Genomic DNA, 13,318 nt, shown 5'->3' on the forward strand with positions numbered 1-13,318 from the left:
CGCGCCGAATGCGCGCCATGGGCATCCGCGACAGGCCTACTGCACCGGCCTCGCCGTGGCAGAATGGAGTTGCCGAACGGTTGATCGGATCGATCCGCCGCGAGTGCTTAGATCACATCATCGTCTTTGGGGAGACGCATCCACGACGGATTTTGCGATCCTACGCACGCTATTACAACGACATCCGACCGCACCGGTCGTTGGACAAAGACGCGCCGGTTGCCCGCCCGGTTCAGCGGACCGGAAGCATTAAATCACACGTCATTCTTGGCGGACTTCACCACCACTACGCCCGAGCTTAGGTTTTCGGTACAGACACCCAAAGACCGCTTGCCGAGAAACGATCGAGCTCGGCGACGGGCAGTCGCTGCTCGCGATCGCGGATCGCAGCTTCGGTGACAAATTCGGTCGCCAACTCGCTTGCTAGCTTGATGGCCTCGGCATCGGAACGAACAACATGCACTCGCGGCGCAGGATTGAATTCCGGCGCGGTGGCGCGGCTGGCAGTCTCGATTTCGGCTGTCATACTGGGATACGTCGAACTCAGTCGACGGCGGCCGACGATTGACGGACACTACAGCGAGGCAAACTCAATGAGAGCACCGGCAAATCTCACTGAAAAGCTTGCGACGTTCACCGACCGTTTCTCCCCTCGTACAGTTGCGGTTTACAATAACAACGACATCATGGTGGCCAAGCTCGAGGGACCATTTCACTGGCATAAGCATGACGACACGGACGATTTTTTTCTTGTACTCGAGGGTACACTCGATATCGAGCTGCGGGATCGCACTGTCACCCTCAATCCTGGTGACATTTTTGTTGTGCCTAAGGGCGTCGAGCACCGACCAGTAGCGCGCGGAGAGGTGCATATCCTGCTGATCGAACCAACGGGTACCCCGAATACGGGTGATATGGCTACCGCTGCGCCGCGCATCCTCGCCTGACGAGGTAATCGAAGAGGCTTCTTTCGCTGCAGTGCGCGAGTCCGAAACTGGCCCTTTAACGATCTCGTCATCAGCTCCAATGTCAGCCTTGCGCCAAGGGCGGCCGTCCGACCCACTGCCGCTAACGGTTGAAATCCTTGTCACTCATCGCTCGCGCAATGCCTGCACAATCTGATCGTGCAACGGCTTGACCAGATGGCCCTTCTAGGACACCCGGTTCATTGCGGACGTTCACTTTGGGCCAGTGGAATTCAGGCTTCACTCGTCCAGAAGGTCGAAGAACTCTTCCACCTTGCCAAACGGCCCGACGCGACGCTCGCTGGTGTGGACGACGCGGTCGCCGTCGCGCTGGAACGATCGCGCCCTCGACTTTCGTAGCCGTCCCGGCAGGAACGTCGCGGCTACCGCCTCCTGACCGACATCAAGTCTTACGATGCCGCGTCGCCTGCAGTCGATCCTGAGCCTTGCGGCAGCAAAGAAATCGCGCGCTGCCGGCGGCAGTTTGCCGAAGCGTCGCTGAGTCTCCTCCTCCAGGTCATCCACTTCGTCCTCACTTCGACACCTGGCCGCACGAGCGTAGATTTCCAGCCGGACCGGCTCCGATTGCACGAAGCTTGGCGGCAACATATCCGCGACCGGAAGATTGAGGTCGGGCACCCACAGGTCGGCGGCCCTGTCGTGAGCTTTCTCCGAGGCCAGTTTCAGAAGATGGCTGTAGAGCACGGGACCGAAGACCTGCACATGGCCCGACTGCCGCTCGGAAAGCAGATCCCCCGCTCCTCTGAGGTCCAGATCTCGAGCACTGATCGCAAAGCCCGCGCCTGGCCGATTGAACTCCTCCAGAACAGCCAACCGCTTTTCGGATCGCTCTGAGTTTGAATCGGTCAACAGATACGCAAACGCGCGTATGCCACTGCGTCCCACCCTACCCCTGAGTTGATGGAGTTGCGCGAGACCGAACCGCTCGGGCCAGCAGACCACGATCGTGTTCGCACGCGGGATATCGAGACCGCTTTCCACGATGTTGGTCGCCAGCAGAACGTCTGCGCGGCCTTCGACGAAACTCATCATCCGATCCTCAATTTCGTCGGCAGATAACCTGCCGTGGAGACAGACGATGCGAAGATCCGGGGCCATCGCTTGCACGCGTGCCAGCATCGGATCGAGATCCTGGATACGTGGACAAATCAAGAAGCTTTGCCCGTGACGTCTTTGTTCACGCGACAAGGCCGCGACAATGGCGGCGTCCGAAAGCGGAGCGATCTTTGTCACGACGGGAAGGCGATGAACGGGCGGAGACGCAATGACACTGAGGTCCCTGAAGCCCGCGAGACCTGCCGCGAGCGTCCTCGGTATCGGCGTGGCGCTCATCCAAAGCGTATGGACCCCCTTGGCCAGCTCCGAAAGCTTCGCCTTCTCTGCTACGCCGAAATGCTGCTCCTCGTCGATGACAACCAGACCAAGGTCGGCAAACTTCACATCCTTCGAGGCGAGAGCCTGCGTTCCCACCACAACCTTCAGCTTTCCGCTCTTTAGCCCTTCCCTCGTCTGCCGCGTCTCCGGCGCTGACGTGGCCCGCGACAGGTTTCCCACCTCAATGCCGAACGGAGCAAACCGTTTGCGAAATGTCACGACATGCTGACTTGCCAAGACAGTCGTCGGCACCGCGATGACCACCTGTCTCTTCGACAGCACGACCGCGGCCGCCGCCCGCAAAGCCACCTCGGTCTTACCGAATCCGACATCGCCGCAGATGACCCGGTCCATGGGGTGCCCCGATGCGAGATCATCGAGGACGTCTCGAATGGCTTTCGCCTGGTCGACCGTCGTGAAGTACGGAAAACGAGCGACGAACCTCTCATAAGCCGGGCCTGGTGCTGCGAGTTTCGCTGCCCGCCGCCGGCGACGCTGACTGATATGTCTGGCGAGTTGCTTGCCGGCGATTTGAATTTCCTGTTCCGCCTCGGTGCGCCGATCCCACCATGTACTTCCGTCGGCCTTGTCCAGCGTCAGCTCGCCGAGCTCCGATGCGTAGGGCCAGATCAGGGTCAGGTCCGCCGGCGGAACGAGAACGGCATCATCTCCCGCAAATACGAGCCGGATCATTTCGCGCGACGACACGGCCCCCAACGCCACCGTCTGCAATCCATCGAGCAAGGCCAGTCCTCGCTGCAGATGAACAACCACGGTCCCCGGCTCGGGCACATCTGCGCGGTCGAAGGCGGCATTCCAGGCCCTGGCCATGGGCTGCGGATGATGGGCCCTGCTCCCGAGCACATCGGAAGCCGTCACGACAACCGAGGGCTTCCGGCCAGCCTCGACAAATCCGACATCGAAGTCGGCCAGAATCGCGGCTTCGCGATTGCGTCCGGCCGTCGCCTCGCTCCAGTTCGAAAAACGCTCAGCCTTGACCCCGCTCATCCGCTCCATGGCGCGCAGATCTTCCTCCTGCGCCGCCACGAACATCAGGCGCGAACCGGCGCGTCGCGTCTCGTCGACGAATGCTCGCAGAGCCTTTCTAGCTGAACCGACCTTCGAAAAGTCCGGTGTGGGGATGAAAGCTGCCTTGCCGGACAGCACCTTCATGCGTTTGGACGCCTGATTCCATTCACGCCTCCCGAGATATTCGCGCTCCCTGTCGGTGCGACTCGCCGCCTCCTCGATCGTGCTCAACCAGCTCTCGGCGTGCGCCGGAACCATCGCATCGGCGATCCACTTGGCCCGGCCACAGTAATCAATCAAGGTCGCACGCTTTCCGCGTTTGCTGCCGAGCGCAAGGCGCTCCGACATCGGATCAATGATGAGCTCCTTCGCTTCGAAAACAACCTCGTGCTGTGTTGGGTCGAAAGACGAAATCCGCCGTATCACCTGGCCCGCATGCTCCACGCGGAATGGACCGAGTGCGCCAGCGGGAAATATCTCGAAAGTCTTCCCGTGGAACAGTGCGCTGCCAGGATACTCCGCCTCATCATCGAGGTCGTATCCGAGAACCTGAAGCCGCGACTGGAGGTCCTGTTCGGAGAATGTAGCGCCCACCGTCAGATGGAGACTTGAACGAGACCAAGTCGCCGGCGGCGGCAGACGTTCCATCACCGCCTCCGCCGTGGACACGAGCAGGATTGGCTTCTCCGGCGTGGCAAGGCGCCGCAAGACCGAGCTCCGTCTGCCGGCGATTTCGTGTGACGGCTCCAACTGATCGAACGGCAGCGTGTTCAGCCGCGGGAAAACAAACGCCTCGCACGAGGGCTCGAGATCATGAATGACGGCGCCTAGCCGCTCGGCCCTGTTCTCGTTCTCGGCAAGAAAGACAATACCGTGGCGGCCAGACTTTCTCCATTGCGCGAGCAGATGGAGAGCCATCATGCCGAGCGGGGACGCAGAAGAAATCGCAGTCCGCGCAGAGGTCTTTCGTTTCTTTGCGCGACTCACCGCGCGCACTTTGCTTGAACGCCCCACTTTGATCCTGTTGTTGGTTCGCAATCCGCTTCGGCCGATGGCGAGGAGTTTCAATAAGGTCGGCCCGAATGTTGGCAGCTGCCTAGGGCCGCTTGCACACTTGACGTTGGTCGCGGGCGCACATTTACGATGTCATCGGTCGCTCGATCGCCGGCGTCAGCGGCAGGTTCTGAGAGCTCCGATGACGGGCCTCGAACGCATACGCGCCCTCTGCCGAGCCCGAAGTTCCTCTGCGATCGCTTCGCCGCTACGAGCCGAAACCGGCATGACGATTCTTTGAGGACTCGTTCAGGAGGCCAGCAAGCCTGAGACCTTCCAGAATGCCTTCGAGCCGCTGTTCCCGAATCATTGCGGCAAGCATTGAAACGGCATCCGTTCGGTGAACGGTGAAGTCAACGTCAGGCGAGCGCTGAGACAAGATATCGATGAGCGTCGGCACATCAGCCTCATGATGGCGCAAAACCGAGACCGCTTCTTCCGCGAGATAGTCAGCGATATCGCCGTCAGCCGGCGGATCAAACTCGAACTCGGCCGCCGCGCGCTCCTTAATCGATCGTCGTATCCGATCGCTTTGCTGCTTTGCCGCCATCGAGAGCAGGAACACGGCGTCCGCGAGCTTTTCCCGTGGCATGCCTCTCAACTCAGCAATCCGGGCCTGGATGTCCCTGCCGGAACTCTCATTGCGCTCGTGGCCTTGCTGTACCTGCCGTGCACCACGTGCGCGAGCTCTGCTCTTCCACCTTCGAAACATCACCTTGCTCTCCGACGGACGATATATCGCGGCGAACTGGTTGGATAAAAGCGCAAATTTGCCAGAGCTCGGCCAGAAGCCACCCACTTTCTCGGGTCAGTAGTTCACTCCTGCGCTGGTGCAGATGCTTCATAACACGTCTATCTCGCGATCCACCTTGGTTTGCGCATCGTAGATCCTGACTTGCAGCATCGGAAAACGCCGCTTCAAGTCCTTAGCCCCGCCCTCAACGCCGTCCCTGGTTGAGAATTCAGTCTTCACAGACCATCCATGAGGATGGCATAACCGGTTGCTGGGAGATCTCGGGTTGATTTCCGCATATTCGACCCACGCCATGGAAATGGAACTTCGCCTGTCTTCGGCCCTTAGCCGCTTAGGCTGAGTCTCGCGGGCCAGACAAGACCAAACAACCGTGACTACCCGACGACGTTGTCTAACGGCTGCGACGACTCGACTGCGGCGACCTCTATAATCCGCGCATGGCCCCACCCGCCCCCGAGCAAGGCGCTTCGACCGCGTCCTATCGCAAGATCATCCACATCGACATGGATGGTGCGCCGTGAAGGCGCGAGAGAGGTGAAACATGATTTAAGTAGCACCTCTTACGCTCGCTGACTTCCTACCGACGGCTGAAATGTCATCTCGACTGTTAGAGCGACGGTCGAAAGGGGGCCGAAAAGCTTGACCGGGCGGCGCCGGTTCCCGGAGCGGTGAAATGCGCCCATGGACCCCGACAGAGAGCGACAACATGGGCATCATGTTTAAAACCGCTGCGCCGACTGGCGCGCCGAGGACGCCTGCCGTAGCCGATGGGGGCGCGAGCGCCTTCGTCACTTCGCTGCGGAGATCGTCAAGGCTCGGCAGGTGGCTGACCTGCACGAGAACGAGCTACGGCTCGCCAACATCATCCGCGATGCCAACGCGGCTGAGATCACCCTGCAAGAGGCAGGACACGTGGGCGAACCGAGGGCCGCCGCTCCGTCAAGGAGCATCGGCCAGGGGGTCCGTGACGGCCGCGGTCGAGGCGCTTCGCGCCGAAGGCCCGGTGACGTTGCTGCTCGGCGATCGTGCGCTGCGCGGACGGGCGCTTGAATTGGCCGGCCGCATCGCGGCAAAGACCGGCTGCCGCCTGATGTCGGAAGCCAACAACGCCAGGATGGAAACCGGCGCGGGCCGCGCCGACGCGCCACGCTTTTCTCCGAATGTGGATGCCGCCCTTGCCGCCTTCCAGGACGTCAAGTGTGGATCAACGCGGCTTTTGACCGCCAACCGGCACCCAATATTGACCCCGCCTGATGTGCAGTAAGCGGCTGGATCGATTTCCAATTGGAGCAGTGAGCCGGGGTCAATGTTGGAAGCCGAAAGTGGTCAATATTCGGAGCCGCGACACAGGCAGCTTGCATATCCAATCCACAGGTCCAGGCAAGGCGGCCGATTCCGGACGCGTCCGTCGTCCTCAAGGCATCGACGAAACGGCGCAGCCGAACGTCGCGCAAATAGCCCGCCTCGGTGAGACCGTTCTCCGAGAACATTTTGTAGAGCTGGGTCCGCGATACGTTGATGCCTCGCCAGATATCGTCCGGCGTCAACCCGGGGCGAGGACAGTTCTCCTCGATATAGGCAATCGCCCGCATGAATTCCTTGCTCGCTCGTCCCTGGGGCTGCTCGCCCCGCGACAACTCGCCCCGCAGCAGGTGAATGAGGAGTTCGGCTGTCGACTCCAGCACGATCTCGAAGTCCTGCGTGTCCATCCTTCCGTACCACTCGATAGCAGGCGCATCTGGGCGCCGACAAAAGGCGCCAAGGGAGCGGAACTGAGGGAGCGAAGGACGAAGCGGTCGTCGGAGAGATCAGTCTCGAGCGCGGCAGCGAGGCGTGTTCGCGGCAGGAAAATTGTCGCTATACGAGCCAGGCGCGACCGCGCCGTCACCTCGACCGTGCTTTGCACCATCCCGAGGTCACCGGGTCCAAGGCTGATGAGACCGATTGCAGTCTCCTCGCTGTATTCCCCGGACAGCACGTAGTCGAATACCACCCCGTCGATCTTGTCGGCCGCCGCGTCCGCTTCGGTTCGCTTTGCCTCCACGGAGGAATTGGACGTCAGCTTGTAGAAAGCGACGTTGTTCCCAACGAGCATGCCACGGTGCTGTCGAGCGGCTTCCCCTCCGAATCGCCGATGGTCCGGACATAGCTGCGGCGAAACAGATTGGCGTCCGCGAGATAGTCCGCCGGGTTCGTGTGGGGATCGAGGCTGCTTCGTTCCCCGTAGATGAAGCGCGCGGGACGCTTCGGGGACGAGGCCTCGGGAGATATTTGAGAGGAAGCGCGCGGCTCCGGACGATCGTTCGAATGATTAACCATAAGGCATCTGGTCGCGTAATGAAGTCCCACCCTCCCGCGAGGCGTGCGTTCGCATAGCATCCATTGCTATCGAAAACTTCGCATTCCGTCCAAAACTTCATGTTTTGCGTACCGGGGCAGTAGCCGTCAGGTTGCTGTTGTGTTTGCTCGGCCATTCTACCTTGCCGGCAAATCGCTACACATGAATCGCATCGATCGTCCTCCGCTCAATCGAGTTCTTCGCGTTGTCGAGGACACGGTGCTGATTGCTGCAAGGAGGCTGTTTTCCTGGCTTGTGAATGGCGCGTTCGGTAACGCGCTTCTTGGCCGGGAATTCTCCGGCTGCCGGGCCGCGGCCTGCGCTGCCGCGGCGGTGCTCCTGATCTCGCCGTTGTCCGTGGGACAGGCATTCGCGCAGACGGGGACAACGACAGCGATAGCCTCAAGTGTCAATCCAGCGACCTATCCGCAGAGCGAGGGTTTCCTGGCGACTGTGACGAGCACCAGCACGATCAGCGAGGGGAGCGTCACATTCCGTGCCGACGGCAGCACCATTGCCAGCTGCGGTGCACAACCTGTTTCGAACGGTGCAGCAATCTGCATCATCGAACTCGCGGCCGGCAGCCATTCGATCCAGGCTCTCTACAATGGAAGCACGAACTTTGCGCCGAGCACCTCGCCCACGCTGACCCAGATCGTCAATTCGCCGGTGACGGCGATCCAGTCAATACCGTCGGAAACGCTGACCGCGAACATGGCGGCGCCGAGCTTCATGCCGGTGGCCGGCAGCGGCGGCACGGCACCGTTGAGCTACTCCATCTCGCCGAGCCTGCCCGCGGGCCTTAATTTCATCACCTCCAACGGCGTCATCACCGGCACGCCGACCGCGACGATCGGCCCGACGACATTCACGGTGACGGTGACCGACGCCAACAACCAAACCGCGAGCAATACCTTCGAGCTGATGGTGAGCCCGCCCGTTATCGCGTTCTCGGTGATCGCCTCCAAAGCCCTGACGCAGAACGCCGCGACGGCGAGCTTCATACCGGTAACGAGCGCCGGCGGCACGCCCCCGCTCGCCTACAGCATTTCGCCGACTCTGCCGACCGGCCTCAACTTTAACACGTCCACCGGCGCGATCAGCGGCGCCCCGAGCGTGACCCTTGCCACAACCAGCTTCTCGGTGACGGTGACTGACGCCCGCGGCTCGTTCGCTTCGAGCTCGTTTGCGCTTACGGTCAACCCCGCGGTGACGGCGTTCCAGTCGGTCGCCTCGAAGATGCTGACGCAAAATGTTTGGACGAGCTTCACCCCGGTGACCGGCGGCGGTGGCACATCCCCCTTGTCCTACAGCATCTCGCCGAGCCTCCCCGCCGGCCTCAACTTCGACACCAACAGCGGCGCGATTACCGGCGCGCCGAGCGTGGCCCAGGCCACGACCAGCTTCACGGTGACGGTGACAGACGCCTACGGCTCGACCAACTCGAATTCGTTCACTCTCAAGGTGAACTCGGCGGTCACGGCGAGCCAGTCGGTCAGCTCGAAGGCGCTGACGCAAAATGTTTCAACGAGCTTCACCCCGGTGATCGGCGGCGGTGGCACGACACCCTTGTCCTACAACATCTCGCCAAGCCTGCCCACGGGGCTCGCCTTCAACACCTCCACCGGCGCGATCACCGGTACCCCAAGCGTGACCCTGGCCACGACCAGCTTCACGGTGACGGTGACCGACAACAACAATGCGACGGCGACCAATACATTCATCCTCACTGTCAATGGCGCCGTGACCGCGACGACAGCCGTCGCCTCGACCACGCTGACCGTCAATCGTCCTGCCACGAGTTTCACGCCGGTGACCGGCGCGGGCGGAACGCCCCCATTGACTTACAGCGTGTCGCCGACACTGCCGGCCGGATTGAGCTTCAACACCACAAGCGGCGCGATCACGGGAACGCCGACCGCAGCGATCGCCGCAACGACATTCACCGTCACCGTGACCGATCAGAACAGTGCGACGGCCGCCAATACATTCAGCCTCGCCGTCAACGGCGCCGTCACCGCGGCGACGGCCGTCGCCTCCACCACGCTGACCGTCAATCGCCCCGCCACCAGTTTCACCCCGGTGACTGGCGGGGGCGGAACGGTCCCATTGACTTTCACCGTGTCGCCGACGCTGCCGGCTGGATTGAGCTTCAACACCGCGAGCGGTACGATCACCGGCACCCCGACCGCGACGATCGGTCCGACGATGTTCACCGTGACGGTGACCGACACCAACAACGCCACGGCAACCAATACATTCATCCTCACCGTCAACGCGGCCGTGACCGCAACGACCGCCATTGCCTGGACCGCGCTGACCGTCAATCGTCTCGCAACGAGTTTCACGCCGGTGACAGGCAGCGGCGGCGCGGCGCCGCTCACCTACAGCATTTCGCCGACGCTGCCGACCGGCCTTTTCATGAATCCCAGTAACGGCGCGATCATCGGTATGCCGGTCGCGACAATCACCGCGACGACATTCACCGTGACGGTGACCGACAACGATCATGCGACCGCGACCAATACATTCAGCCTCACCGTCAATGCCGCCGTGACCGCGGCGACGGCCGTCGCCTCCACCACGCTGACCGTCAATCGCCCCGCCACCAGTTTCACGCCGGTGATCGGCGCAGGCGGAACGAACCCACTAACCTACAGCGTGTCGCCGACACTGCCGGCCGGCCTCTCCATCAACCCCAATACCGGCGCAATCACCGGCACACCGACCGCGCCGATCACTGCGACGCCATTCACGGTGACGGTGACCGATGCCGATAACGTCAGCGCAAGCAATACATTCAGCCTTACCGTCAATGGCGCCGTGACCGCGACGACGGCCGTCGCGTCGGCCACGCTGACCGTCAATCGCCCCGCCGCGAGTTTCACGCCGGTGACCGGCGCAGGCGGAACGGCCCCATTGACTTACAGCGTGTCGCCGACGCTGCCGGCCGGTCTGAGCTTCAACACCGCCAGCGGTGCGATCACGGGCACGCCGACCGCGGCGATCGGTGCGACGACATTCACGGTGACCGTGACCGACGCCAACAGCGCAATGGCAACGGCGAATTTCAGCCTCACCGTCAATGGGGCCGTGACCGCTACGACCGCCGTCGCCTCGACCGCACTGACCGTCAATCGTGCCGCCACAACGTTCACGCCGGTGACCGGCGCGGGCGGCACCGGCGCGCTGACCTACAGCGTGTCGCCGACGCTGCCGGCCGGCCTGAGTTTCAGCCCCGCCAGTGGCGCGATCACGGGCACCCCGACCGCGACCATCGCCGCGACCACATTCACCGTGACCGTGACCGATGCCAACGGCGCGGCCGCCACGGCGAATTTCAGCCTCACCGTCAACGGCGCCGTGACCGCAACGACCGCCGTGGCCTCAGCCACGCTGACCGCCAACCGTGCCGCTACCAGTTTCATACCGGTGACCGGATCGGGCGGCACGGGCGCGTTGACCTACAGCGTGGCGCCGACGCTGCCGGCCGGTCTGAGTTTCAACCCCGCCAGCGGCGCGATCACGGGCACGCCGACCGCAACCATCGCCGCGACCACATTCACCGTGACCGTGACCGACGCCAACAACGCCGCCGCTACGGCGAACTTCAGCCTCTCCGTCAACGGCGCCGTGACCGCGACGACCGCCGTCGCCTCGACGTCGATGACCGTCAACCGCGCCGCCACCGGCTTCACGCCGGTGACCGGATCGGGCGGCACCGGCGCGCTGACCTACAGCGTGGCGCCGACGCTGCCGGCTGGTCTCAGCTTCAACACCGCGAGCGGTGCGATCACCGGCACGCCGACCGCAACCATCGCCGCGACGACCTTCACGGTGACCGTGACCGACGCCAACAATGCGACGGCGTCAGCCAATTTCAGCCTTTCGGTCGACGGCACGGTGACCGCGACGACCGCCGTCCCCTCGACCACGCTGATCGTCAACCGTCCCGCCACCAGTTTCACGCCGGTCACCGGCGCGGGCGGCAGCGGTGCGTTGACCTACAGCGTGGCGCCGACGCTGCCGGCGGGTCTCAGCTTCAACACCACGAGCGGCGCGATCACCGGCACGCCAAGCGTCGCAAGCGCCGGCGCGACCTACGCCGTGACCGTCACGGACGCCAACAATGCGACGGCGACTGCGATCTTCAGCCTCACCGTCGGTGTCGGCGCAACCACGGCCGCGCTCGCCTCGTCGCAGAATCCCAGCAGCTTCGGCCAGGCGGTGACGTTCACCGCCACCATCAGTGGCGTCGGCGGCACGCCCGGCGGCACCGTGACCTTCAACGATGCCGGCACTGCCATCGGCATTGCCACGCTGTCAGGCGGCGTTGCGGCCCTCACCATCTCGACGCTGAAAACGGGAACACACACCATCACTGCGGTTTATGGCGGCAACGGCACGTTCGCTCCAAGCACCTCGCCCGCGCTGACGCAGACCGTCAACATTCCCGCCGACAGCGTCAAACTCCACGCCTTGCAGGTCAACGTCACCAAGGTGGTGGCTCAGGGTTCGGGACAGGCGATTTCCGGAGCGATCGACGGCGCGATCGCCGACGGATTTGCCGACGGCGGCACGCTGCTGACGCCGAGCGCGACCGGCATCCATTTCAATTTCGCTGCCGATCCCTCCGAGGAGAGCGATGCGGGCATGGCGGGCTTCGGCGCGAGCGACGCCACCGCCAACAGTTCCACCCACGCCACCGGAAACGATCCGATGGGCCGGCAGCGCGAGGGCCGGATCGACAATGCCTTCGCAGCCCTCGATCGGCAGGCGGCGAACAAGGCGCCGCCGAAGAAGTTCCGCGAACAAAAGAACTGGCTGTTCTGGATCGATGTCCGCGGCACCGGCCTCGACCGTTTTACGTCGACGACGACGGCGGTCGGGGTGACCACGACGGCCGCCCCGCTCCACGGCCTTCAGGTCAATGCCCTTATGGGGCTGACCTACAAGGCGGCCCCGAATTTCCTGGTCGGCGTGCTCGGCGGCTACGAGACGTTCAATTACACCGAGCAGGACATCAACGGCAAACTGACCGGCGATGGCTGGACCGTGGGCTCCTATACGGGCTGGAAGATCACCCCGACGCTGCGCTACGACGCGGCGGTGGCCTATTCGGCCATCGGCTATGACGGCGTGGCCGGCACCGCGCAGGGCAACTTCAAGGGCCAGCGCTGGCTGATCTCGACGGGCCTGACGGGAAGCTACAAGGCGGCGGGCTTCGAGATCGAGCCGTCGGCGAAGGTCTATGCCCTCTGGGAGAACGAGGGCGCCTATGTCGACTCGCTCGGCACCCAGCAGGCGAGACACGACTTCTCCACCGGGCGAGCCTCCGCCGGCACCAAGGTGACCTATCCCTTTGCCTGGAGCGACACGATCTCGCTCGCGCCCTATCTCGGCATCTACGGCGACTATTATTTTAACCAGGACAAGGCCGATGCGCTCGTGGCCGCAGGCAGTGTCCCGCTTGCCTCGACGCCGCTGCTCGAGGGCAAGTCGGCCCGCGTGACCGGTGGCCTCGGCATCAAGTTCGCATCCGGCGGGATGCTTGGTCTCGGCGCCGAATATGGCGGCATGGGCAGCGGCTTCAAGATCTGGACCATGACAGCGAAAGCCCACGTACCGTTCTGATGCGATCCACAGAAGCGCGGTCATTTGCGCCCGTTCGCGCCCTAAGCTGACGAACGCAATCGTGCTCCGGCGTGGAAAAGTGTCGTTGGGTTCGCGATTCAGAACAAAACCAAGGGCCTGTCGACATCACGGCGGTGCATCTGAGAATAA

General features: G+C 62.9%; 7 protein-coding genes. 3 read left to right on the top strand and 4 right to left on the bottom strand.

The window, feature by feature from the left end:
- A partial coding sequence (locus YY7_RS63825) for a transposase (RefSeq protein ID WP_245287559.1) occupies positions 1-302 on the top strand: 302 nt, incomplete at its 5' end.
- Here YY7_RS63825 and YY7_RS0138370 read toward each other — a convergent pair.
- Positions 299-526, bottom strand: coding sequence for a hypothetical protein (locus YY7_RS0138370; RefSeq protein WP_028167805.1), 228 nt, complete (start codon positions 524-526; stop codon positions 299-301). The two genes, YY7_RS63825 and YY7_RS0138370, sit on opposite strands and share 4 nt — an antisense overlap.
- 67 nt (positions 527-593) lie before the next feature.
- On the opposite strand from YY7_RS0138370, the gene YY7_RS0138375 reads away from it, so the two are divergent.
- Complete coding sequence (locus YY7_RS0138375) at positions 594-947, top strand: cupin domain-containing protein (RefSeq protein WP_028167806.1); 354 nt, start codon at positions 594-596, stop codon at positions 945-947.
- Between the two features lie 258 nt (positions 948-1,205).
- On the opposite strand, the gene YY7_RS0138380 is transcribed toward YY7_RS0138375, so the two are convergent.
- The 3 genes from YY7_RS0138380 to YY7_RS61045 all read right to left on the bottom strand — a co-directional run bounded on the left by YY7_RS0138380 (position 1,206) and on the right by YY7_RS61045 (position 6,905).
- Positions 1,206-4,310 (bottom strand): DEAD/DEAH box helicase, encoded by a 3,105-nt coding sequence (locus YY7_RS0138380; RefSeq protein ID WP_028167807.1) that lies wholly within the window; start codon positions 4,308-4,310, stop codon positions 1,206-1,208.
- A 340-nt stretch (positions 4,311-4,650) separates the two neighbouring features.
- Complete coding sequence (locus tag YY7_RS0138385) at positions 4,651-5,241, bottom strand: hypothetical protein (protein ID WP_245287560.1); 591 nt, start codon at positions 5,239-5,241, stop codon at positions 4,651-4,653.
- 1,148 nt (positions 5,242-6,389) lie between these two features.
- Complete coding sequence (locus YY7_RS61045; RefSeq protein ID WP_155255500.1) at positions 6,390-6,905, bottom strand: hypothetical protein; 516 nt, start codon at positions 6,903-6,905, stop codon at positions 6,390-6,392.
- An 848-nt stretch (positions 6,906-7,753) separates the two neighbouring features.
- On the opposite strand from YY7_RS61045, the gene YY7_RS57060 reads away from it, so the two are divergent.
- Positions 7,754-13,168, top strand: a complete 5,415-nt coding sequence (locus tag YY7_RS57060; protein WP_196237396.1) for a putative Ig domain-containing protein — start codon at positions 7,754-7,756, stop codon at positions 13,166-13,168.
- Positions 13,169-13,318 lie beyond the last annotated feature (150 nt).

It is taken from the genome of Bradyrhizobium elkanii WSM2783, assembly GCF_000472865.1.
Classification (GTDB): Bacteria; Pseudomonadota; Alphaproteobacteria; order Rhizobiales; family Xanthobacteraceae; genus Bradyrhizobium; species Bradyrhizobium elkanii_A.